The 22,930-nt window shown below is 69.0% G+C and carries 22 protein-coding genes; 11 read left to right on the top strand and 11 right to left on the bottom strand.

Translation table 11 applies throughout. The features are described from left to right. Positions 1-6 precede the first annotated feature (6 nt). Positions 7-1,257, bottom strand: a complete 1,251-nt coding sequence (locus QTH86_RS16575; RefSeq protein WP_286647296.1) for a cation:proton antiporter domain-containing protein — start codon at positions 1,255-1,257, stop codon at positions 7-9. A 160-nt stretch (positions 1,258-1,417) separates the two neighbouring features. Between QTH86_RS16575 and QTH86_RS16570 the strand changes: the two genes are divergently transcribed. The 4 genes from QTH86_RS16570 to QTH86_RS16555 all read left to right on the top strand — a co-directional run bounded on the left by QTH86_RS16570 (position 1,418) and on the right by QTH86_RS16555 (position 6,951). After that, positions 1,418-3,763: a fatty acid cis/trans isomerase gene (locus QTH86_RS16570; protein ID WP_286647295.1), complete on the top strand. Its 2,346-nt coding sequence runs from the start codon at positions 1,418-1,420 to the stop codon at positions 3,761-3,763. Between the two features lie 104 nt (positions 3,764-3,867). After that, a complete protein-coding gene (locus tag QTH86_RS16565; protein ID WP_286647294.1) occupies positions 3,868-4,848 on the top strand; it encodes a LacI family DNA-binding transcriptional regulator in 981 nt (326 codons plus the stop codon). Positions 4,849-4,952: 104 nt separating this feature from the next. Beyond that, on the top strand, positions 4,953-5,936 hold the full coding sequence (locus QTH86_RS16560; protein WP_286647293.1) for a Bug family tripartite tricarboxylate transporter substrate binding protein: 984 nt from the start codon (positions 4,953-4,955) through the stop codon (positions 5,934-5,936). Beyond that, positions 5,914-6,951 (top strand): alpha/beta fold hydrolase, encoded by a 1,038-nt coding sequence (locus QTH86_RS16555; RefSeq protein ID WP_286647292.1) that lies wholly within the window; start codon positions 5,914-5,916, stop codon positions 6,949-6,951. Before QTH86_RS16560 ends, QTH86_RS16555 begins: the two co-directional genes overlap by 23 nt. A gap of 4 nt (positions 6,952-6,955) precedes the next feature. Here QTH86_RS16555 and QTH86_RS16550 read toward each other — a convergent pair whose 3' ends face one another. The 3 genes from QTH86_RS16550 to QTH86_RS16540 are packed head-to-tail and all read right to left on the bottom strand — an operon-like array spanning position 6,956 to position 10,136. Next, positions 6,956-8,236 carry an arsenic transporter gene (locus QTH86_RS16550; RefSeq protein WP_286647291.1) on the bottom strand — a complete coding sequence of 427 codons (1,281 nt, stop codon included), beginning with the start codon at positions 8,234-8,236 and terminating at the stop codon, positions 6,956-6,958. Beyond that, the gene (locus tag QTH86_RS16545) at positions 8,233-9,135 is read right to left on the bottom strand and encodes a DMT family transporter (protein WP_286647290.1); all 903 of its coding nucleotides are present in this window, start codon (positions 9,133-9,135) and stop codon (positions 8,233-8,235) included. Before QTH86_RS16545 ends, QTH86_RS16550 begins: the two co-directional genes overlap by 4 nt. 47 nt (positions 9,136-9,182) lie before the next feature. After that, the gene (locus tag QTH86_RS16540) at positions 9,183-10,136 is read right to left on the bottom strand and encodes a LysR family transcriptional regulator (RefSeq protein ID WP_286647289.1); all 954 of its coding nucleotides are present in this window, start codon (positions 10,134-10,136) and stop codon (positions 9,183-9,185) included. A 129-nt stretch (positions 10,137-10,265) separates the two neighbouring features. Here QTH86_RS16540 and QTH86_RS16535 point away from each other — a divergent pair, with 129 nt between their 5' ends. From QTH86_RS16535 to QTH86_RS16515, 5 genes are all read left to right on the top strand, one after another. Next, complete coding sequence (locus QTH86_RS16535; protein ID WP_286647288.1) at positions 10,266-11,381, top strand: aryl-sulfate sulfotransferase; 1,116 nt, start codon at positions 10,266-10,268, stop codon at positions 11,379-11,381. 46 nt (positions 11,382-11,427) lie between these two features. Beyond that, a complete protein-coding gene (locus QTH86_RS16530; protein WP_286647287.1) occupies positions 11,428-12,432 on the top strand; it encodes a Bug family tripartite tricarboxylate transporter substrate binding protein in 1,005 nt (334 codons plus the stop codon). Positions 12,433-12,483: 51 nt separating this feature from the next. Then, positions 12,484-13,398 (top strand): isopenicillin N synthase family dioxygenase, encoded by a 915-nt coding sequence (locus QTH86_RS16525; RefSeq protein WP_286647286.1) that lies wholly within the window; start codon positions 12,484-12,486, stop codon positions 13,396-13,398. Between the two features lie 75 nt (positions 13,399-13,473). After that, on the top strand, positions 13,474-14,097 hold the full coding sequence (locus QTH86_RS16520) for a helix-turn-helix domain-containing protein (protein ID WP_286647285.1): 624 nt from the start codon (positions 13,474-13,476) through the stop codon (positions 14,095-14,097). Then, positions 14,094-14,630 carry a GNAT family N-acetyltransferase gene (locus tag QTH86_RS16515; protein ID WP_286647284.1) on the top strand — a complete coding sequence of 179 codons (537 nt, stop codon included), beginning with the start codon at positions 14,094-14,096 and terminating at the stop codon, positions 14,628-14,630. Before QTH86_RS16520 ends, QTH86_RS16515 begins: the two co-directional genes overlap by 4 nt. Position 14,631: 1 nt before the next feature. Here the strand turns inward: QTH86_RS16515 and QTH86_RS16510 are convergent, their stop codons facing one another. The 3 genes from QTH86_RS16510 to QTH86_RS16500 form a co-directional block, all read right to left on the bottom strand. Next, a complete protein-coding gene (locus tag QTH86_RS16510; protein ID WP_444813899.1) occupies positions 14,632-15,075 on the bottom strand; it encodes a flavin reductase family protein in 444 nt (147 codons plus the stop codon). 134 nt (positions 15,076-15,209) lie between these two features. Further along, positions 15,210-16,439: a spore maturation protein gene (locus QTH86_RS16505; protein WP_286647282.1), complete on the bottom strand. Its 1,230-nt coding sequence runs from the start codon at positions 16,437-16,439 to the stop codon at positions 15,210-15,212. After that, positions 16,439-17,245 (bottom strand): metallophosphoesterase, encoded by an 807-nt coding sequence (locus QTH86_RS16500; RefSeq protein ID WP_286647281.1) that lies wholly within the window; start codon positions 17,243-17,245, stop codon positions 16,439-16,441. The genes QTH86_RS16505 and QTH86_RS16500 overlap by 1 nt, the downstream gene beginning before the upstream one ends. 125 nt (positions 17,246-17,370) lie before the next feature. Here QTH86_RS16500 and QTH86_RS16495 point away from each other — a divergent pair, with 125 nt between their 5' ends. After that, a complete protein-coding gene (locus tag QTH86_RS16495; protein WP_286647280.1) occupies positions 17,371-17,544 on the top strand; it encodes a hypothetical protein in 174 nt (57 codons plus the stop codon). Positions 17,545-17,572: 28 nt separating this feature from the next. On the opposite strand, the gene QTH86_RS16490 is transcribed toward QTH86_RS16495, so the two are convergent. Continuing rightward, positions 17,573-18,568, bottom strand: a complete 996-nt coding sequence (locus QTH86_RS16490; protein ID WP_286647279.1) for a LysR family transcriptional regulator — start codon at positions 18,566-18,568, stop codon at positions 17,573-17,575. A 108-nt stretch (positions 18,569-18,676) separates the two neighbouring features. Between QTH86_RS16490 and QTH86_RS16485 the strand changes: the two genes are divergently transcribed. Continuing rightward, positions 18,677-19,219 (top strand): hypothetical protein, encoded by a 543-nt coding sequence (locus QTH86_RS16485; RefSeq protein ID WP_286647278.1) that lies wholly within the window; start codon positions 18,677-18,679, stop codon positions 19,217-19,219. A 76-nt stretch (positions 19,220-19,295) separates the two neighbouring features. On the opposite strand, the gene QTH86_RS16480 is transcribed toward QTH86_RS16485, so the two are convergent. The 3 genes from QTH86_RS16480 to QTH86_RS16470 all read right to left on the bottom strand — a co-directional run bounded on the left by QTH86_RS16480 (position 19,296) and on the right by QTH86_RS16470 (position 22,900). Next, positions 19,296-21,182 (bottom strand): phosphoenolpyruvate carboxykinase (GTP), encoded by a 1,887-nt coding sequence (locus tag QTH86_RS16480; protein WP_286647277.1) that lies wholly within the window; start codon positions 21,180-21,182, stop codon positions 19,296-19,298. A gap of 271 nt (positions 21,183-21,453) precedes the next feature. Beyond that, entirely contained in the window at positions 21,454-21,606 is a 153-nt protein-coding gene (locus QTH86_RS16475; RefSeq protein WP_286647276.1) for a hypothetical protein, read from the bottom strand. Between the two features lie 88 nt (positions 21,607-21,694). Further along, on the bottom strand, positions 21,695-22,900 hold the full coding sequence (locus tag QTH86_RS16470; RefSeq protein WP_286647275.1) for a threonine ammonia-lyase: 1,206 nt from the start codon (positions 22,898-22,900) through the stop codon (positions 21,695-21,697). Positions 22,901-22,930 lie beyond the last annotated feature (30 nt).

Below are 22,930 nucleotides of genomic sequence, written 5' to 3'. Positions count from 1 at the left end.
GGGGCTTCAGGCCCGTCGTGCGCCGTCGGCCGTGGCGTCGTGGCTGGGACGGGCGATGAGGCTGAGCAGCGGGCCGGTCGAGGCCGTCGTGACGAGCGCCATCACGAGCAGCATCGTGAACAGCTCGGGACCGATCAGGCCGGCATCGAGGCCGACCTTGATGACGATGAGTTCCATCAGGCCGCGCGAGTTCATCAGCGCGCCGGTCGCCAGGCTGTCCCGCCAGCCGTAGCCGCTGACCCGCGCGCCGGCGGCTCCACCGGCGATCTTGCCGACGCTGGCGACCACCAGGATCAGCGCCATGGCGCCAAGTCCCGCGTGGGCGAAGGCGCCCGAGGTGGTGCCCAGCCCCGCCAGCGCGAAGAAGATCGGCATCAGCACGATGATCGACAGCGGCTCCAGCCGCTCGACCAGGTGCTTGAGCAGGCGGTCGTCGCGCGGCAGGCTCAGGCCGAACAGGAAGGCGCCGAAGACGGCGTGCAGGTGCAGCCACTCGGTCACCATGGCGCAGGCGAACAGGCCGATCATCAGCGTCGCCAGCACCGTCGGCGACGGCACGCCGCCCGGCGCATGCACGCGCAGCATGCGGGCAACGAGCGGCTTGACGACGAGGAAGATGACGGCCACCAGCACCGCGAGCCCCAGGCTGATGCGCATGAAGCCCGCCAGCCCGGCGCCCGAACTCGCGAAGGCGACCACCAGCGCGAGCAGCACCCAGGCCAGCGAGTCGACCACGCCGGCGGCACCGAGCGCCAGCTGGCCCACCGGCGTGCGCGTCATGTGGCGGTCCTTCAGGATGCGGGCGAGCACCGGGAAGGCCGTGATCGACAGCGCCACGCCGAGGAACAGCGCGAAGGGCCAGAAAGGCAGGCCCGCCGGTGCCAGCGTCGGGTGTAGCACCGGCGCGATCGCCAGGCCCAGCACCATCGGCAGCAGCATGCTGCACACGCCCACCCAGCCGGCCGACTTGACCTGTGCCGCCATGCCGCTCGGCGACCGAAGCTCGGCCCCGACGACGAACATGAAGAGCACGATCCCGAGCGAGGCCAGCGACGACAGGCCCTGCAGCGAGGCCGGCGGAAACAGCTGCGCGTGCCACGCGGGGAAGAGGGCGCCGAAGACGATCGGCCCGAGCAGGATGCCGGCCGTCATCTCGCCGATGACCATCGGCTGACCGAACGCGCGCAAGAGCAGGCCGCAGCCGCGGGCGACCACCAGGATCACGGTGAGCTGCAGGAGCAGGAGGGCGAGTGTCATGGCGGGCATTCAAAAATGGCGGCTTGCAGTATGTCGCATCGCTGGGGGCCGATGGGCAGCTCGGCCGCAGGGCCGGCACCGGCCGAAAGGGTGGTGCGGGCGCGGACAGGCCACCGCACAATCGCCGGGGCAGAAGGTCTGCACTTCGAGGGATTTCGTTATGCGCCGTATCGCGGCACTCATCGGGCTGATGCTCGTGGCGGCCTGCGCCGCCGTCGTCACCGGGTCGGGCTTCGCGTCGCGCTTCGGCGCGGCCGACACCGAACGCTTCGACGTGCGGGTCACCCAGCTCGATGCGCCTTCCTACGAGGGCGTGATCCAGCCGATCCTCGACCGCCGCTGTGTCGTTTGCCATGCCTGCAACGACGCACCGTGCCAGCTCAAGGCCACCAGCTGGGAAGGCCTGGCGCGCGGCGCCAGCAAGACACCGGTGTACGACGCCACGCGCCTGCTGGCGGCCGCGCCGAGCCGGCTCGGCATCGATGCCGACAAAGCCTCCGAATGGCGCGAGCGCGATTTCTTCGCGGTGCTCAACGAGCACGCGCCCACCGTCGAGGCCAACCGGACGGCCGGCCTGATGCACCGGCTGCTGGCGCTCAAGCAGCAGCACCCCTTGCCCGCCGGCGAGGTGGCCGACGCCAGCCTGGATTTCTCCATCAACCGCGAAGCCAGCTGCCCGGCCGGCACCCAGATCGATGCCTACGAGCGCACCACGCCGCTCGGCGGCATGCCCTTCGGCCTGCCGGGCCTGGCCGCGGACGAGTACCGAGCGCTCACGCGCTGGCTCGAACTGGGGGCGCCTGCCAGCCCCGCGCGGGCGCCGACACCGCTCGCGCTGCAGCGCGTGGCGCAGTGGGAGCTGTTCTTCAACGGCGATGCGCTCAAGCAGCAGCTGTTCAGTCGCTACGCCTACGAGCATCTCTTCCTCGCGCATCTGTACTTCGACGACGATGCCGATCGCCAGTACTTCAAGCTGGTGCGCTCGGCCACGCCGCCAGGGCAGCCCGTGCAGCTGGTGCGCAGCCGCCGGCCGGTCGACGACCCGGGCGTGGCGCGGGTGTACTACCGGCTGGTGCCCGAACGCGAAACCATCGTCGCGAAGACGCACATGCCCTACGCGCTCGGTGCCGATCGCATGGCGCGCTGGCGGTCGCTGTTTCTCGATGCGTCTTACAGCGTGGACACGCTGCCGGGCTACAGCGCGGCCACGGCCGCCAACCCCTTCGCCACCTTCGCGGCGCTGCCGGTCGGCGCGCGTTACCGCTTCATGCTCGACGAGGCGGAGTTCACCATCATGGGCTTCGTCAAGGGTCCGGTCTGCCGCGGCCAGATGGCGCTCGACGTGATCCGCGACCGCTTCTGGGTCACGTTCATGGCGCCGACCGAGCGCTACGACGCGGCGATGGCCGATCTGCTGTCGCGCGACGCCAACCTGCTGCGCCTGCCGACCGGCCACAGCAACACCGATGTGCTGATTCCGTGGCTGCATTACGCGCGCCTGGAGAACCGCTACCTGAAGGCGCGCACCGACTTCTACGCCGGCGAGCTGCGCGGCCCCGAGAACCTCGACCTGCGCCTGCTGTGGGACGGCGAGGGTCGCAACGCCAACGCCGCGCTCACCGTGTTCCGCCACTACGACAGCGCGAGCGTGGTGAAGGGCTTCGTCGGCGACACGCCCGAGACCGCCTGGGTCATCGGCTACCCGCTGCTCGAGCGCATCCACTACCTGCTGGTCGCCAACTTCGACGTGTACGGCAACGTCGGGCACCAGCTCAACTCGCGGCTCTACATGGACTTCCTTCGCATGGAAGGCGAGTTCAACTTCATCTCGATGCTGCCGCGGGCGCAGCGTACGGCCGTGCGCGACCGCTGGTACCGCGGCGACAGCCTCGGCACGCGCGAGCAGGTCTATGGCGGCGCGTCCACCACGCTCGATGTCGAGAGCGGCATCCGCTTCCGGACGGCGGACGTCAAGCGGGAGCTGCTCGACCAGATGAAGACGCGGCTCGCGCCGGTGCTCGGCGACGGCCTCGCGCTGAGCCGGGACGCGCCGCCGGCCCTGCGTGAGCTCGCCGCCCTGCGCGGTGCTGCGCTGCAGTGGCTGCCGGAGTCGTCGGTGCTCGTCGTCGACATGCCGGGTGCACCGGGTGCGCCGCCAGCCACCTTCAACCTGCTGCGCAACACGGCGCACGGCAGCGTGTCGCATCTGCTCGGCGAGCGCCGGGAACTGAGGCCCGACGAGAACACGGTGACCGTGACGCCCGGCCTGGTCGGCAGCTACCCGAATGCCTTCTTCCGTGCGACGGCCGGGGAGCTGCCGGCGATGACCGAGGCCATCCGCCGGCTGCGTTCAGACGCAGACTACACCGCCTTCGTCGAGCGCTGGGGCGTGCGGCGCACCAGCCCGAGCTTCTGGGCCGTGAGCGACGCGGTGCACGCGCGCTACGCGCGCGATCAGCCCTTGAGCGCCGGGGTGCTGGACTTCAATCGGCTGGAGAACCGCTGAACGCCGAGAGGGGTTCCTAGAATCTTTGCATGTCGCACCCCGAGTCGCTTGTCCCACCCTCGTCACCCCTGCCGGCGCCACCGCGCCGCCGCGGCACGGGCCAGGTGACGATCCGCGACGTGGCCCGGATGGCCGGCGTCGCGCCCATGACGGTCTCGCGTGCACTGAACAAGCCCGACCAGGTCTCCGCGCAGGTGCGGCTTCGCATCCGGGACGCCATCAAAGCGAGCGGCTACGTGCCCAACCTGACCGCGGGCGCGCTGTCGTCCGGCCAGAGCCGTCTCATTGCCGCCGTGGTGCCGACGATCTCCACGCTGACCCTGCATCCGATGTTGCAAGCCCTTGGCGATGCCCTGGAGGCCAACGGCTACCAGCTGTTGCTCGGACAGACCGGCTACGACAACGCACGGCGCGATGCGCTGCTGGAGACCATCCTGGGCCGACGGCCGGGCGGCATCGTGCTGACCGGTGTGCTCGAGGATGCAGCGTGGTCCGAGCGGTTGCGCGCCAGCGGTGTCCCCATCGTGGAAACCTGGGACCTGACGCCCACGCCGCTCGACATGCTCGTCGGCTTTTCGCACGCGGCCATGGCGCGGGACGTCGTGCGTTACTTCCACGGACGGGGCTATCGGCGCCTGGCGCTGTTCGGCGGCGACGACACGCGCTCGCGGCTGCGCAGCGAGGCCTTCTGCGACGAAGCGGCCCGCCTGGGGCTGCATCCGCCCGTCACCCATGCGGTGAAGGCGCCGGCGACCTTGATGGATGGGCGGATCGGATTGGCCTCCGTGCTCGCGGGCACGCCCGAGGTCGATGCGGTCTTCTGCAGCTCCGACCTCGTGGCCCTGGGTGTTCTCGCGGAGGCGCGGTTGCGCGGGCTCGCGGTGCCGGCCCGCCTGGCCGTGATGGGTTGCGGCGATCTTCCGTTCGGGAGCGACCTCGAGCCTTCGCTGAGCACCGTGCATGTCGACGGCGAAGCGATCGGCCGAACGGCGGCCGGCATGCTGATGGCGCTGATCGAAGGGCGCGCAGAGGCTGTGAAAGCAGTCGACGTCGGCTTCTCGATCGCGCAGCGCGGCACCAGCTGATCGGGTGCCCACCCCAGGGATAACCATGAGGATTCGCGGGTTGACGCCCCAAATGGTACCGATACCATTCCCGCTCCGCATCCAACAAAAACTCGGAGACAGCCATGCACCTTCCTCTCAGCCGGCGTGCTTTTGCAGCGATGCTGGGCACCGCCATGCTTCCGGCCGCCGTGTGGGCGCAGGGCGAGCCGTGGCCTTCCAAACCGGTGCGGCTGATCGTTCCGACCCCGCCCGGTGGCGCCACGGACCGGCTGGCACGCATGCTGGCTGTCGAACTTGGAAAGGCTTTCGGACAGCCCTTCGTGGTCGACAACCGCGGTGGCGCAGGAGGCTCGCTCGGGACCGCGGTGGTCGCCAAGGCGCCGGCCGACGGCTACACGTTGCTGTTCACCGGGGTGTTCAACACGATCAATCCCGGCCTGTACCCGAAGCTGCCCTACGACTATGTGAGCGACTTCGTCCACATCGCGCCCATGACCCAGGGACCGAACATCCTGGTCGCCAAACCCGACTTCGAAGCCAGCACCGTGGCGCAGCTGGTGGCGCTGGCCAAAAAGAAGCCGTCGAGCATCGACTTCGGCAGCGGCGGCAACGGCACCTCGGGACACCTGACGATGGAGATGTTCCAGCGCCTGGCCGGCATCCGGATGAATCACGTCGCCTACAAGGGCACCGCACCCGCCTTGCAAGATGTGCTCGCGGGGGTTGTCCCGCTGATGGCGATCAATCAGGACACGGCCATCCCGCACATCCAGGGTGGCAAGCTCAAGGCCCTGGCCGTGACGAGTCGCCAGCGCAATCCGGTGTTTCCGGCCGTGCCGACCTTCGTGGAGGCCGGCTTCTCCGAACTCGTGGTGACATCGTGGGCCGGCCTGGATGCGCCGAAGGGCACGCCGTCGGCCATCGTCGAACGGCTGCACGACGCCACCCTCAAGGCCGTTCAGTCCAAGGATGTGCAGGATCGGCTGAGTGCCGAGGGATGGATCCCCTTTGCCACCACCTCCCAGGCCGACTTCGACAAATTCGTGCGTGCCGAAACCACCCGCTGGCTTCGCACCATCAAGGATGCAGGAATCCAGATTGAGTAGTACCCAGACCCTTTCGATCGGCGAATTCCGGCTGGCCTCCGGCGTCTCCTTGCCCGCGGTCTCCGTGGCTTACGCCAGCTATGGACAGCTGGCCGCCGACGGCCGCAATGCCATCCTCGTCACGCACGGCTACACCGCGAGCCATCAGATGCTCGCGCACGGCGACGGCGTGGCGGAAGGCTCGTGGGCACCCTTGATCGGCCCTGGCAAGCCGCTGGACACGGACCGCTACTTCATCGTCTGCTCGAACGTGCTCGGTTCGTGCTACGGCACGACCGGCCCGGCCAGCATCGATCCGCGCACCGGGGCTCCTTACGGGCCGGACTTTCCCGATGTGTGCTTCGCGGACATCGTCCATGTCCAGCGCGAACTGCTCGGGCGGCTCGGCGTGCGCCACCTGCGTGCGGTGGTCGGGCCGTCCCTCGGTGGCTTCCAGGCCTTGCAGTGGGCACTGGACCATCCCGGATGGGTCGATGCGATCGGTGTCGTCGTGTCGGCGCCCTACCTGCCCCCGAACCCGCTCATGAATCTGCGGTCGCTGCAAGCCGAGCTGCAGGCCGATCCGTCGTGGAACGCCGGGCGATTCCATGCGGGCGGCGGTATGCCGGAGACGATGAAGCGTCTGCGGCGGGCCACGCTGCAGGCCTATGGGATGGATGCGGTCCTGGCGGCGCAAGGGATGACACCGCGCGAACGCGATCAGCGAATGGACCGGATGGCGGCGGCGTGGGCGGCCGAATTCGATCCGCACTCGCTGATCGTGCTGCTCAAGGCCGCGCTGGGTTTCGATGTCCGGCCGCGGCTCGAAGGCCTGCGTGCCGACGTGCTGTACGTGGTCGCCAACAGCGATCAGCTCTTTCCACCCGATCCGGCGGTGCGTGCGGCCCTGGCTCCCGCCAGCCGCCCGCAGGCTCTGCGTTACGTGGAAATGGACACGGCCTTCGGGCACCAAGCGTCCGGGCCGGCGCATGCGCTGTGGGGCCATGCGCTGCGCGATCTGTTGGGCGATCGTTAGCGGATCAGCCCCACAGCCGATACTGCAGGACCAGCGCACCGAGCGCAGCGGCCAGGGCGAGCGGCATCGCCACCGCGCCGACGCGCAGGAACTGCCAGGCCGTTACGTTCTCGCCCTCGCGCCGGATCGCGACCAGCCACAGCAACGTGGCGAGCGAGCCGGTGAGCGACAGGTTCGGCCCCAGGTCGATGCCGATGGCCACCGCGCTGCGGATCAGCGGCGAGGCATCGGCACTCGCCAGCACCGACCCGGCGATCAGACCGGCCGGCAGGTTGTTCATCAGATTGCACAGCAGGGCGACGAGCGCGCCGCTGCCGAGGGCGGTGCCGGTCGGCGAGGCCTTCGCGGCGTCGGCCAGCGTGTGGCTCAGCAAGGGGATCAGGCCCGAATGCACCAGCCCTTCGACGAGCACGAAGAGGCCGGCGACCAGCGCCAGCACGCTCCACGACACGCCGCGCAGGAGCGGCCAGGGCGCGCTGCGTTCGCGCAGCAGCACGCCGATGCAGGCCAGCGCACTGGCGCCGAGCGTCATCGCGCCGAGCGGTCCGTCGAGCGCCGACGTGACCACCAGCACCACCGCCACGATCGCGATGCCCCAGCCCGCCCAGCGGCCACCGGTGGACAGCACGGGCTGTTCGATGTCGCGTGCGATCGGCGCGGCCAGGGCGCCCCGCTGCAACCAACGCAGCACCGCGTAGGTGACGACGATCGACGCCACCGAGGCCAGCGCGAACTGCGCGATCCACGTCCCCAGCGGCGGCAGGTGCGCGCCGAAGATCACCAGGTTGGCCGGGTTCGAGATCGGCAGCACGAAGCTCGCCGCGTTGGCGATGAAGGCGCAGGCCAGCAGGTAGGGCAGGGGCTTGGCGCCGGCCTTCTTCGCGGCCGCGTACACGGCCGGCGTGAGCACCACGGCCGTGGCGTCGTTCGACATGAACACCGTCACCACCACGCCGATGGCATACACGCCGAAGAAGAGCCGCGTCGCCGAGCCGCGCGCGTGGCGCACCGCGCGTGCCGCCAGAAAGTCGAACAGCCCCTCGCGCCGCGCGAGCTCCGAGATCAGCATCATCCCGGCGAGAAAGAGGTACACGTCGAGTCCCTTGCCGACCGCGTGCAGCGCCTCGCGCCACGGCAGCAGCTGCGCCGCCACCAGCAGCAGTGCGCCGGCCACGGCCCAGACGGCCTCCGGCCAGCGGCCCGGCCGCAGGATGACGGCGGCGGTGGCGAGTGCGGCGATGGCCCAGGTGGCGAGGTGGGCCGGGGGGATGGCGGCGAGCGTCATGCGGCAGGCGCCTTCCGGTTCACCAGCAGGATCCCCACGCCCACCCCCAGCAGCGCCAGCACGAGCTGCACCGTGAGCGGCTCCTTGAGCAGCACCACGCCGAACACCAGCGCGAACAGCGGCGTGAGAAAGGTGAACGACGAGATGCGCGTGGCCGGGTAGTGCCGCACCAGCCACATCCACGCCAGGTAGGTGGCGAAGGCGCCGATGCCGGTCTGCAGCGCGATGGAGAACCAGGCGTAGCCCGAGTACGACCAGCCGCGTTGCTCGCCGAGCAGGAGCGACATCAGGGGCGAGGCCGCCGCCGTGACGGCGATCTGATAGAAGAGCGCCTTCTCGGCCGTGGCCGTCGCCATCTTCGTGGTGCGCAGTGCCAGCGTGGTCAGCCCCCACAGCAGGCCGGCCAGCAGTGCGAGCGCATCGCCGCGCAACTGCGTCGAGCCGGCCGGGTGCGTGAAGCTCTCGCTGAACGCGAACACAACCCCCGCGAAGGCCAGCGCCAGGCCGATCCATTGCACGCCGCGCAGCTTTTCGGAGGGCACGAAGCGCGGCAGCAGCAGCGCCACGGTGAAGGGCGCGCAATAGAGAAACACCGTGAGCCGCGACGCGCTCGTGTACTGCAGCCCGGTGTAGATGCAGAGGAACTCTCCCGCGAAGAGCCCGCCGACCAGCAGCCCACTCCCCAGCGTGCCGTCGCGCTCGAACAGCTTCACGCCGCGCGCCAGGCACCACAGCATCAGCAACACGACCGCACCCGTCATGCGGATGGTGGCCTGCCACATCGGCGGCACCTCGACGACCGTCGTCTTGATGAGGATCTGCTGCAGGCCCCAGAAGGCGCAGCAGGCGACGAGGATGGTGGTGGCGCGGGGGTCGAGGTGGGTCTTGCGGTCGGTCATGTCTCTGGAGGGCGCGAGGTGTCGGCCCGGGATCGTAGCTGGCCGCTTCAGACCGCGAACTTCACGGCCGCCAGCGCCGAGCCCGCACCCTCGAAGCGCTTGGCGATGGCCGTGAGCTGCGCCTCCAGGAATTCCAGGAACATGCCCATCGCGACCGTCGTGGTCTGGCCGCTGCGCTGGTACAGGCAGTCGTGCGACCAAGCGCCGGAGTCGGCCAGGCCCTGCCACGCCAGCGTGCCGGCGGCCACGTCTTCGACCACGTTCTCCGGGATCAGGAAGCCGATGCCGACGCCGCTGCGCACCAGGCGCCGCACCATCGCCACCGAACTGGTCTCGACCAGCGGCCGCGCCTTGCGGTGTTCGCGGTGGTCGATCTGGTCGACCATGGCGCGCAGCTCGGTGTCGGGCGTCATGAGGATCAGCGGGTGGTCGAGGCAGTCGCGCAGCCGTGGCGCGCGGCCCAGTTGCGTGAGCGCGTGGCCGGGCGGCGTGACCAGGCCCAGCTGCTGCGGGAAGCCGCGCACCTCTTCCACGCCGGGCGGAGGCTTGCGGCGCAGGCAGAAGCCGATGTCGGCTTCGCCGGTGGCCACCCATTTCAGGATGTTCTCGCCGCTGCCCGAGCGCACGCTGTAGGTCACGCCGGGGTAACGCTGCATCGCGATCTCGATCACGTCGGGCACCAGTTGCTCGGCCGACGAATGCGACACCGCCAGGCTGATGTGGCCGCGCCGCAGCGCGCGCAGGTCTTCGACATGCGACAGCGCGCTGTCGAAGTCGCGCTGGCTGCGGCGCACCGCCGCGACCATGATCTCGCCCGCGCTGGTCAGCTGCATGCCGCGCGGCAACCGGTCGAACAGCGGGGTGCCGACCTGAGCCTCGAGGTTGAGGATCTGCTGGTGCACCGCGGCGGCCGTGAGGTGCAGCGACTCGGCCGCCTTGCGAATGGAGCCGCGCCGTGCGACCTCGTCGAAACAGCGGAAGGACTGGGAAATGGCGGCCATCCGCGGACTGTACGGAATTTACGAACACGTCGTTCAAAACAATCAGGTTTTCCAGACGCTAACAAGCGCCTAGATTCCGCTCCATCGACAGGCTGCAACGGTGCGGCCTGCGCACCTCAGGAGCCCGAATTGACCACCACCGTCGACCAGATCACCCAGCGCCGCCGCGGCGTCGGCCTCATCGCCCACGACCCGGCGGCTTCGGCCGGCGGCTACACGCTGATCGCGCCGCAGACGGCCGACGGCAACGTCTACCTCGTCGGCATGGACGGCGAGGTGATGCACCACTGGAAGATGCCGCTGCGCGCCGGTCGCCACGCGGTGATCCTGCCGAACGGCAACATGGGCTACAACGGCAACCACGCGAAGTCGCCCGACCTCTACCCGGCCTGGTCGATGTGGCACGGGGGCGATTTCTCCGAGGTCACGCCCGAGGGCGAAGTCGTCTGGCACTACGAAGACCCGACGCATCACCACGACGCCAAGTGGCTGGCCAACGGTCACCTGCTCTACGCCGCCTGCGCGCCGGTACCGGCCGGCTTCGCCGACCGCGTGCCGGGTGGCACGGCGCACGGCCCCGACGAACAGATGTATGGCGACGTGATCCGCGAAGTGAACCGCGCGGGCGAGCTGGTCTGGGAGTGGAAGTCGTGGGAGCACCTGAAGCCCGAAGACTTCCCGATCCACCCCGGCTTCGGCCGCTACCACTGGCCGCTGGTCAACGGCCTCGACGTCGACGCCGAAGGCCGCGTGCTGATGAGCCTGCGCACCACGGCCGGCATCATCGGCGTCGACAAGGCGAGCGGCGGCGTGACGCTGCACATCCCGCCGAGCGTGGTGTCGCACCAGCACGCACCGATGGCGCTGTCCAACGGCCACATCCTGGCCTTCGACAACGGCAACTTCCGCACCGGCAGCCACGTGCCGTTCTCGCGCGTCGTCGAGATCGACCCGAAGACCGGCGAGGTCGTCTGGTCGTACGCCGACGAGATGGTCAATGCCTTCTTCACCGCCTTCATGGGCAACGCCCAGCGGCTGTGGAACGGCAACACGCACATCACCGAATCGGCCACCGGCCGGCTGTTCGAGGTGAACCCCGAAGGCGAAGTCGTGTGGGAATACATCCTGCCGTGGTTCGCCGAATACCCCGATGCGGCGGCCCGCAAGACCGGCCCCGGCCGGCTGAACAGCGTGTTCCAGACCTGGCGCTACCAGGCGGCGCAGCTGCCCTGGTTGCGTGCCTGAAGCGCGACCTTTCGATCCGATTCACGAACACTCACCGAGCACCCTCATGTCCACATTCACGTCTTCCATCACAGCCACGCGCCGTCGCTTCGCCGCGCTCGCGCTCCTGCTGACCATGCCCTTGGCCGCCTTCGCGCAACCGGCCGCCTGGCCCGCCGAACCCATCACGGCGGTCGTGCCGTTCTCGCCGGGCGGCAGCGTCGACGTGGCCGCGCGCCTCCTCATGCCCAAGCTGGCCGAGCGGCTCAAGCAGACCATCGTGATCGAGAACACCGTCGGCGCGTCCGGCACCATTGCGACGCAGCGGGTCATCCGCGCGAAGGCCGACGGCACCACGATGCTCTTCGGCGTCGCCAGCCCGGTCAGCGTGGCGCCGCTGGTGTCGCCCAACGTCTACAAGTACGACGCGCTGAAGGAGCTCACGCCGGTCGTCCCGGTCGCGGCCTCGCCCTTCGTGCTGGTGGGCCGGCCCGACCTGCCGGCGCGCACTGCGGCCGAGCTGGTCAAGCTCGTCCGCAGCCAGCCGGGCAAGATCAATTTCGGCACCGACGGCGTGGGCACCGGCCTGCACGTGACGGCCGAGATGATCAAGCAGCAGGCCGGGCTGGACATGGTGCACGTGCCCTACAAGTCGGGGCCGCAGGTGCTGACCGAGCTGGCCGGCGGGCAGATCGACCTGGCGGTGCTGCCGGTCGCGCTGGTGCAGGCCTTCATCCGCGACGGCAAGGTGCGCGGCTACGGCGTGACCTCGCGCCAGCGCTGGGCCACGCTGCCCGACGTGCCGAGCCTGTCGGAGACGGCCGAGTTCAAGACGCTCGACGTCGAATCGTGGCAAGGCCTGCTGGTGCCGGCGAAGACCGACCCGGCGATCGTCGAGCGCATCGCCCGCGAGATGACGGCGGTGCTGGCCGATCCCGACACCGTGCGGCGCCTCGCCGAGGCCGGCTTCAAGCCGATGACGATGACGCCCGCGCAGTTCGCGACCTACCTGGCCGAGGAGCGGCGCGACCTGGCGCGCATCATCGCGGCGGCGGGGATCAAGGTCGAGTAAGCCGCTGCTTGGCGTGCAACACGAGCGGTTGTCGCGTCGGAGAATGCAGCCATGCACGACATTCCCCTCATCGACATCGCGCCGCTCGCGTCCGACGACGCGGCCGACCGCCGCGCCATCGCCGCGCAGATCGGCCGAGCCTGCCGCGAGGTCGGCTTCTTCGTGATCACCGGCCACGGCGTGCCGGTGCCGCTGACCGATGCGACCTTCGCCGAGAGCGCGCGCCTCTTCGCGCAGCCGGCCGAGGTCAAGCGGAAGATGGCGATCGACCAGCTCGGCAGCAACCGCGGCTATGTCGGCCTCGGCGTCGAAGCGCTCGACGAGAAGACCGCGGCGGACCACAAGGAAGCCTTCAACCTGATCTGGACCGACGGCGCGACCCGGCCCGACAACGCGTGGCCCGAGTTGCCCGGCTTCCGTGACACGGTGCAGCGCTATTTCGACGAGGTGCTCGCGGTCGGCGCGCGGCTGCACCAGGCCTTCGCGCTGGACCTCGACCTGCCCGAGGACTACTTCGCCGACAAGATCGATCGCCCGCTCGCCACGCTGCGCCTGCTGCACTACCCGGTGCCCGCGCAGGCGGTGCCGGCCGGCCGGCTCGGCGCCGGCACGCACACCGACTACGGCAACGTCACCCTGCTCGCGACCGACGGCGTGGCCGGTCTGCAGGTGCAGCGGCGCGACGGCGTGTGGCTCGACGCGCCGGCGCTGCACGGTGCCTTCATCTGCAACATCGGCGACTGCCTGATGCGCTGGACGAACGACCTCTACGTGTCGACGCCGCACCGCGTCTTGAAGCCCGCGGCGGAGCGCTATTCGATCGCGCTGTTCGTCGACCCCAACCCCGATGCGCTGGTGAGCGCCATCCCGTCGTGCGTGCGCGCCGGCGAATCGCCACGCTACGCGCCGATCACGACGCACGACTACCTGCAGCAGCGCTTCGCCGCGACCTACGGCACGTCCTAAAGAGGCAACCGGCAGGCGGGAGTGGGAAGAGGAACGTCTTGCCGGTCGATCCAGTATGTTGGATACTCATCCAACATGAAGGAAGACAAGACGGCGAGCGTCGACGACATCAACACCCGCATTGCAAAGCGGGTGCGCGACCTTCGGGCGGCGCGTTCCGAGACTCTGGACGCACTCGCCTCGAACAGCGGTGTCAGCCGGTCGATGATTTCCCTGATCGAGCGCGCCGAAGCCAGCCCGACCGCCGTGGTCCTCGAGAAGCTGGCCGCGGGGCTGGGCGTCTCGATGGCCAGCCTCTTCGGCCCCGAGGAGGCAGACGAAGAACGACGGCCCCTGGTTCGGCGCGCGGCGCAGGCCATCTGGAAAGACCCTGAATCGGGCTACCTGCGGCGCAACCTGTCGCCACCGAACTGGCCGACGCCGATCCAGCTGGTCGAGGTCCACTTCCCCGCGAAGGCACGGGTCGCCTATGAATCGAGCGCGCGCCGGCCGGCGCTCGAGCAGCAGATCTGGGTGCTGCAAGGCCAGATCGAGGTCACGCTGGGCGATGCGCGCCATTTGCTGCGCAGCGGCGACTGCCTGGCGCTGCGGCTGGATAGACCGCTGGTCTACAGCAACCCTTCTTCTCAACCGGCCAAGTACATCGTGGCGATCTGCGACGAGGCGCTGGCCCGCTGGATTCAAGGTCCCATGCAATGACGAACGACGCCGTACGCCTCGTGGACTGCAACGAAGGCGCGCATGCCGCCGCGATCCTGGCCATCCTCAACGAGGCGATCGTCCACTCGACAGCGCTCTATGACTACGTGCCGCGTCCGCCGGAAGCGATGGCCACCTGGTTCGCAACCAAGCGAGCCCATGGCTTTCCCGTCGTCGGCGCCGTGGACGCCTCGGGGAAGTTGCTGGGCTTCGCGAGCTGGGGCACCTTCCGCGCCTTTCCGGCCTACAAGTACACCGTCGAGCACAGTGTCTATGTGCACCACGACCACCGCGGCCAGGGGCTCGGAAAGACGCTGATCGCGGAGCTCGTTCGCCGCGCTCGTGCGGCCGATCTTCACGCGCTCGTCGGCTGCATCGATGCCAGCAATCAGGGCAGCATCACCTTGCACGAGCGACTGGGCTTCACGCATTCGGGCACGCTCCAGCAGGTCGGGTTCAAGTTCGGCCGATGGCTGGATGCGGCCTTCTACCAGCTGCTGCTGACAACACCGGCCCGCCCGGTGGACGGCTGATCTAGAGCGGGTGTTCCGTGTAGAAGCGCCCGCCGTGGAACAGCAGCGGCGACGCGCCGGGCGTGTGCGAGCAGCGCTCCACCTCGCCGACGAAGATCACGTGGTCGCCTTCGTCGTAGCGGCTGCGGTTGAAGCACTCGAAGCTGGCCGCCGCGCCCGCGAGCACCGGCGCGCCGCCGATGCCTTCGGTGAAGGCGACGTCCTGCCAGCGGTCGTCGCGCTTCTTCGCGAAGCGCTCGGCAAGTTCTTTCTGGCTCGCAGACAGGATGTTGATGGCGTAGTGCGAGCCGGTGCTCAGCGTCGGCATCGAGCCCGCGCTCAACGCCAGGCTCCACAGCACCAGCGGCGGGCTCAGCGAGACCGAGTTGAACGAGTTGGCCGTGAGCCCGACCAGCGAGCCGTCGGCCGCGCGCGCCGTGACGATGGTCACGCCGGTGGCGAACATGCCGAGTGCCTGGCGGAACTCGTCGGCCGAGAAGGAGGGCGGCTGCGCCTGGACGGGAACGGTCACGGGGGAAGGGCAGAAGGAGAGGGAAGACCTATTCTGGCCGATGCGCCCCGCCCGCTCTGTCGCGCGGGCTATCCGAAGAACCAGTAGCAGACCGCGATGGCGGCGACCACGCCCGCGGCCTCGGCGGCCAGCGCGCACGCCACCGCATGCCGCGCGCGCTGGATGCCGACCGCGCCGAAGTAAACGGCCAACACATAGAAGGTGGTCTCGGTGCTGCCCTGGATGACCGCCGCCGCCAGTGCTGGAAAGCTGTCGACGCCCTGGCTCTTCATGGTCTCGATCAGCATGGCGCGGGCCGCGCTGCCCGAGAAGGGCTTGACCAGCGCGGTGGGCAGCGCGTCGACGAAGCGCGTGTCCCAGCCGGTCTGCACCACCAACCAGCGGATGCCGTCGAGCGCCATGTCGAGCGCGCCCGACGCACGCAGCACGCCGATGGCGCAGAGCATCGCCACCAGGTAGGGCAGCAGGTTCTTCGCGACGTCGAAGCCTTCCTTCGCGCCTTCGATGAAGCGCTCGTACACCGGCACGCGGCGCAGCGCGCCGATCACCAGGAAGGCGATCACCAGGCCGAAGAGCACGAGGTTGCCCAGCAGCGACGACAGGGCGGCCAGCGCCGCGGAAGAGAGCGTCGCCAGCAGCGCCATGAAGCCGCCGAGCAGCAGCGCACCGGGCAGCAGGTAGGCGAGCACGACCGGGTCCCACAGCTTCAGCCGTTGCACCAGGGCCACCGACAGCAGGCCGACCAACGTGGAAGCGCTGGTCGCCAGCAGGATCGGCAGAAAGATCAGCGTCGGATCGGCCGCGCCCTGCTGCGCGCGGTACATGAAGATGGTCACCGGCAGCAGCGTGAGTGACGAGGCGTTGAGCACCAGGAACAGGATCTGCGCGTTGCTCGCCGTCGTGGGGTGCGGGTTGAGCGTCTGCAGCTCGCGCATCGCCTTCAGGCCGATGGGGGTGGCGGCGTTGTCCAGCCCCAGCGCGTTGGCGGCGAAGTTCATGGTGATCAGGCCCAGCGCCGGGTGGCCGGCCGGCACCTCCGGCATCAGCCGGCGGAACAGCGGGCCGAGCAGCCGCGCCAGCCAGGCGACCAGGCCGGCCGCTTCGGCGATGCGCAGCAGGCCGAGCCAGAGCGTCAGCGTGCCGAAGAGCAGCACCATCACCTCGACGGCCAGCTTGGCCATGGCGAACAGGCTCTCGACCATGGCGGCGAACACGGTCGGGTCGCCGCCGACCAGCCAGCGGACCAGCCCGGCGACCGCCGCGACCAGGAAGAAGCCAAGCCACAGGCCGTTGAGCATCAGGCCACCTCGATCAGCAGGTCGGGGCGAAAGCCGTCCTGTTCGCCCTTGGCCGCGTAGCCCAGCGGGTTGGCGATTACCCGGCAGCCGTCCTTCACATAGTCGAAGGCGCAGTGCAGGTGGCCGTGCAGCCACAGGTCGGCCTGGGGCAGCAGGTGGTCCAGGCTGTTGCAGAAGCCGGCGGTGCCGGGGCGCAGGCCGTAGCGCGGGTCGGCACTGGCCAGCGTCGGCGCGAAGTGGGTGATGGCGACGGTCGTGCCGTCGAAAGGCTGGGCGAGGGCTTCGGTCAGCCAGGACTCGCAAGTGAGTGCATGCTCTCGCATTTGCGACGCCATGAAAGGGTGTCCGCCGCGCGTGGTGGCCGCCTTCGCCAGGTAGAAATCGGCGGCGCGCGTGGCCTTGCCGCGCTTCTTGAGCCGCTCGCCCAGGTCGTCGGTTGGGGCGACCAGCGCGTCGAAATCGGCCCACAGCGTCGTGCCGATGAAGCGCACGCCGTGGTGCACGACGATTTCCCGCTCCAGCCAGACGATGCCGAGTTCATCGCACAGTGTGCGCAGCCGCGCGTGCGTGTCGTCGAAATCGGTGGCGTCGTATTCGTGGTTGCCGGGCACGTAGAACACCGGTGTCGGCCAGCCGTGGCGCGGCGAGAAGCGGCCGAGGCCGAAATCCGTGTCTTCCAGCCGGGAGCCATTCTGGTAAGAGCCGAGGTCGCCCGCCAGCACCAGCAAGTCGGCACCGGGCGCGGGCGCGATGCGCAGGCGGGGGTGCGACTCCAGGTGCAGGTCGGAAAGCAGCTGAAGCTTCATTGGGTTCAGTCTAGGCGAATGCCCTTATGTGCAAGGCGCATGAAGTCGGGCTGGAAAGACTAGGGATAACCCTTAATCTACGGTCTAGTCCCAACACCAGCGCGGGATCCGGCCGCGCAAACATCATGTTCAGTCTGCTCGCCCACATCGCCCGTTTCTTCCGCTCCCCCGCCGACGAAACCCCCGCCAGCCCGGCATCGCTCCTGATGGAGAGCGCCGACCTTCGTGCCGGCCATGACGCCCACGATGCGCAAGACCTGCGCGTCGCTGCCAGCGCCTGGCTGCGCGTGGTGCGCTGAAGCGCGCCTGTCGGCCCCATACCAATACTCACGGCACCGCCGCCGTTCCCGGGGCGGGTTGCCCCAGCAGCGAGCGCGCGAACGCCGCCGCCGCCGCCCGTACCAGTGCCGCGCGCAGCCATTCGTGCGCATGCCCGTGCTGCGCACGCCGATGCCAGACCGCGTCCACGTGGACCAGCGGCTGGTCGAAGGGCAGATCGCGCAGCACCAGTTGCTCGTCGATGCCGGTCACCCGCACGAAGTGCCGCGGCAGGACCGTGAGCAGGTCCGAGTTCGCCACCACGCGGCCGGCCGTGAAGAACTGATTCACCGTGACCGCGATGCGGCGCTCCCGACCTAGAGCCGCGAGCGTCTGGTCGATGAAGCCGTAGGGCCGACCCGAGAAGCTCACCAGCAGGTGGCGCGCCGCGCAGTAGTCGTCGAGCGTCAGCGGCTTGTCCGCCAGCGGATGGCCGCGCCGCATCACACACACATACTGACCCACATAGAGCCGCTGCGCCTCGAAGGGCACTGCCACGCCGGACTGGCCGCGCGCGGTCAGGCTGGCGATCACGGCGGGAAAGTAGCCGATGGCCATGTCCGCTTCCTCGTTCTCGAGCAGCTGGCGCGGGTCGCGCGTGGTCAGCGGCACGACGCGCACCGAGATCGCCGGCGCCTCGGCCTGCATGATCTGGACAAGGCCGGGGATCAGCTCGGCGGCGGTGGCGTCGGCCATCGCCAGCACGAAGGTGGTGTCGGCCACGGCGGCGTCGAATTCGCTGGGTGCCAGGGTGTGCTGGAGCTGCTGCAGGGCGTCGCGCACGGTCGGCCACAGGGCGAGCGCACGGGGTGTCGGCTCCACGCCGGCACCGGAGCGGCGCACCAGCTCGTCGCCCAGCACCTCGCGCAGCCGCCGCAGCGCATTGCTCACGGCGGGCTGGGTCAGCGACAGGTTGCGGGCGGCGCGGGTCAGGTTGCGCTCGGCCATGACCTCGTCGAAAACGCGCAGGAGGTTGAGATCCAGCGTGCGAAAGTTGACGTTCATCATCCTGGTGAATGATAAACATCAGAAAGATAAAGTGGCGGAACACTAGGGTAACCCCTAATATTCGTTCCATCGGCTTCGGCCATTCACCCCTTGGAGGGAATTCTCATGACCAGCTTTGTCCACGTCGAACAACCCGCGGCTCATCCGGGCGTCGCCCGCGCCGAAGCCGTTTTTGACCATCTCCGCGCCACGGGCAACTTCAATGGTTCGCGCGGCCTGGCCGCCCTGCTGCTCGCCGCCATCGTCTCGGCCATGCTCGTCGTCGCCGACAAGCTGGTGTCGAACCTGAACGAAGGCGGCCTGCTCGCCGCCTGGCTGGTGATGTGGGGCGTGGCTTTCGTCGCCCTGGCCTTCTTCGCCGACACGGCCCGCACCCTGGCCGTCCGCGCCACCGCTGGCTGGACCGCCTACGCCCGTCGCCGCCACGCCGCACAAGCCGATGCACGCTTCCTGGCCTACGCCAAGTACGACCAGCGCATCATGAACGACATCCAGGCCGCCGTGACCCGTCACGAAGCGGTGATCGGTGCCCCGGCCGCCGTGCCGGCCCAACTGGCCCGCGCCATGATGGCCCAGCGTTCGGCCGACGTGAAGGTGCCGACGCTGTACGAAGCCATGCGCCGAGTGAACCTCGGCAAGTACTACTGAGCCCTGCGCTGAGCGCAAAGAAAAAGCCGCCCTCGGGCGGCTTTTTTCATGGGCGCGCGAAGCGCCCGTTGCGCGTTCAGGCCGCGAGTCGCTGGGCGATGGCCGCCTTGGTTTCCGGCAGCTCCTTCGGCAGGTGGTGCGCGAGTTGCTCGAACAGCTCGGTGTGCAGCTTCAGTTCGGCCTGCCAGGCGGCCTTGTCGATGCTGGTGACCGTGTCGAACTGGGCGGCGCTGAAATCCAGCCCGGTCCAGTTGAGGTCCTCGTAGCGCGGGCTCACGCCGGTGACGTGCGCGACGCCGTCGCCGGCCTTGCCCTCGATGCGGTCGATCATCCACTTGAGCACGCGCATGTTCTCGCCGTAGCCCGGCCAGACGAACTTGCCGTCCGCGCCCTTGCGGAACCAGTTGGTCGTGTAGATCTTGGGCAGCACGGCGCCCGAGGCCTCCAGCTTCTTGCCCAGGTCGAGCCAGTGCTGGAAGTAGTCGCTCATGTTGTAGCCCATGAAGGGCAGCATGGCGAAGGGGTCGCGGCGCACCACGCCGGCCTGGCCGGTGGCGGCGGCGGTGGTTTCCGAACCCATCGTGGCGGCCATGTAGACGCCCTCGGTCCAGTTGCGCGCTTCGGTCACCAGCGGCACGGTGGTCGAGCGGCGGCCGCCGAAGATGAAGGCGTCGATCTTCACGCCCTTCGGATCGTCCCAGGCGTCGTCGAGCGCCGGGTTGTTGGTCGCGGCCACGGTGAAGCGGGCGTTGGGGTGGGCAGCGGGCTTGAGCTTGCCGCCGACGCCGTCTGCCTTGGCGCTCTCCGGCGTCCAGTCCTTGCCCTGCCAATCGATGAGGTGTGCGGGCAGCGCCTTGCCTTCCGCGTCCTGCTCCATGCCCTCCCACCAGACGTCGCCGTCGTCGGTGAGCGCGACGTTGGTGAAGATCACGTCCTTGTCCAGGCTGCGCATGCAGTTCGGGTTGGTCGTGTAGTTGGTGCCCGGCGCCACGCCGAAGTAGCCGGCTTCCGGGTTGATGGCGCGCAGCGAGCCATCGGCCTGCGGCTTGATCCAGGCGATGTCGTCGCCGATGGTCGTGACCTTCCAGCCCTCGAAGCCGGCCGGCGGCACGAGCATCGAGAAATTGGTCTTGCCGCAGGCGCTCGGGAAGGCGGCGGCCACGTGGTACTTCTTGCCTTCGGGGTTGGTCACGCCCAGGATCAGCATGTGTTCGGCCAGCCACCCTTCGTCGCGGCCCATGGTCGAGGCGATGCGCAGCGCGAAGCACTTCTTGCCCAGCAGCGCGTTGCCGCCGTAGCCCGAGCCGTAGCTCCAGATCTCGCGGGTTTCCGGGTAATGGACGATGTACTTCGTCGTGTTGCAGGGCCAGCTCACGTCCTTCTGGCCGGCTTCCAGCGGTGCGCCCACGGTGTGCACGCAGGGCACGAACTCGCCGTCGGCGCCCAGCACGTCGTACACGGCCTTGCCCATGCGGGTCATGATCTTCATGTTCACCGCCACGTACGCGCTGTCGGACAGCTCGATGCCGATGTGCGCGATCGGCGAGCCCAGCGGACCCATCGAGAAGGGCACGACGTACATCGTGCGGCCCTTCATGCAGCCGTCGAAAAGAGGCTGCAGCGTCGCACGCATCTCCGCCGGCGCCATCCAGTTGTTGGTCGGGCCGGCGTCCTCCTTCTTGGCCGAGCAGATGTAGGTGCGGTCTTCGACCCGTGCCACGTCGACCGGATCGGAATTGGCAAGGAAGGAGTTGGGCCGTTTGGCCGGGTTCAGCTTCTTGAAGGTGCCGGCATCGACCAGTTGCTGGCAGAGGCGGTCGTACTCTTCGGTGCTGCCGTCGCACCAGTAGACGCTCTCGGGCTTGCACAGGGCGGCCATCTCGGCCACCCAGGCGATCAGCTTGGCGTTCTTGACGTAGCTCGGCGCCTGAATGGGCAGGCCCTTCATCGTGGGTGCGTTCATCGAAAGTCTCCAGGAGTTGAAAAATCGTCTTTTCGAGCGGGGCTCGGTGGCGGCGTGAGGGCCGTTTGAAAAAACGTTTTCGCTCTGTGCGGCTCGTGGGCCGCGTCGATGGAAGCAATGCGCCGCAGGCGAAGCGCTCAGCCTGCGACGTTGAAGGTGTGGTGGGACCGTCGCGAGCGGTTCGAGCTTGCGCCGAGAACCGCAGCCGTACTGCTGTACGGCGAGGACCGCAGGTGCGAGATCGAGCCGCGCAGCAGGTCCAACCGCACCTTCAGGCCATGTAGATGGCGATGGAGGCTAGGAGCAGCATCAGCACGCCCCCCACCAGCGGCAGCACGAGCGGCATCAGGTGCACGACCGATTCGACCGCGTCTTTCTCGACCAGGGCGTCGTGGCCGGGCTCAACAGGCGTGGGGGTGGACATGAGTAGTTCCTTTGTATTCAAACCGGGGATTGCCTTCATTTTAGCCAACCGACCCGGTCGCCGTCCAAGGGCCTTCCCGGGGCAGGGGTCAATGCGACTGCTGTTCTTCCGCCTCGAAGCCCGCCTGCCGCAGGGCGGCGAGCACGGCGGCCAGGTGCTCGCGCCCCCGCGTCTGCAGCACCAGTTCGATCTCCACGTTCTGTGCCGCCAGCATGGTGAAGGCCCGCTGGTGGTGCACCTCGTCGATGTTGGCGCCCGCTTCGGCGACCGTCGTGGTGATGCGGGCCAGCATGCCTGGCACGTCGCGCGCGCTCACGCGCAGCCGGGCCAGCCGGCCGGCCCGCACCATGCCGCGCTCGATGATGGCCGCCAGCAGCAGCGGGTCGATGTTGCCGCCCGACAGCACCAGCCCGACCTTCTTGCCCTGAAAGCGCGCCGGATGCCGGATCAGCGCCGCCAGCCCGGCCGCGCCGGCGCCCTCGACCAGCGTCTTCTCGATCTCCAGCAGCATCAGCACGGCCTGCTCGATGTCGCCTTCGTCGACCAGCAGCAGGTCGTCGACGTGCTTTTCGATGACGTCCCGCGTCAGCACGCCGGGCGTGCCGACCGCGATGCCTTCCGCGATGGTGCTGGTGCCCTGCACGTGGTGCGTGCCCTGCACGGCGTTCACCATCGCCGGAAAGCGCGTGGTCTGCACGCCGATGATCTCGATGCCCGGCTTGCGCGCGCGCGCCGCGATCGCCATGCCGGCGATCAGCCCGCCGCCGCCGACCGACACCACCAGCATGTCGAGGTCGGGCACCGCATCGAGCATCTCCAGCGCGACGGTGCCCTGGCCGGCCATGATGGCTTCGTCGTCATAGGGGTGCACGAAGGCCAGGCCGTCGCGCTCGGCCAGCTCGAAGGCATGGGCGCGGGCGGCGTCCAGGGTGTCGCCGTGCAGCACCACCTCGGCGCCGAAGCTGCGGGTGCGCTCGATCTTCACGCCCGGCGTGAAGCGCGGCATCACGATGGTCGCCTTCATGCCCAGCCGCTGCGCGTGGTACGCCACGCCCTGGGCGTGGTTGCCGGCGGACATGGCCACCACCCCGCGGACGCCGCTTTCACTGAGGTCGACCAGTTTGTTGCACGCGCCGCGCTCCTTGAACGAGGCGGTGAACTGCAGGTTCTCGAACTTGAGGAAGACCTGCGCGCCGACGATGTCCGAGAGCGTGCGCGACTCCACGCAGGGCGTCGCCAGCAGCTGGCCCTGCAGGCGCACCGCAGCGCGCTCGATGTCCTGGATTCCGATCATGCCTTGCATTGTGGATGGATTTGCAACATC

This window comes from Variovorax sp. J2L1-78 (assembly GCF_030317205.1).
GTDB lineage: Bacteria > Pseudomonadota > Gammaproteobacteria > Burkholderiales > Burkholderiaceae_C > Variovorax > Variovorax arabinosiphilus.
This window is presented reverse-complemented; position numbering and strand designations above follow the sequence as displayed.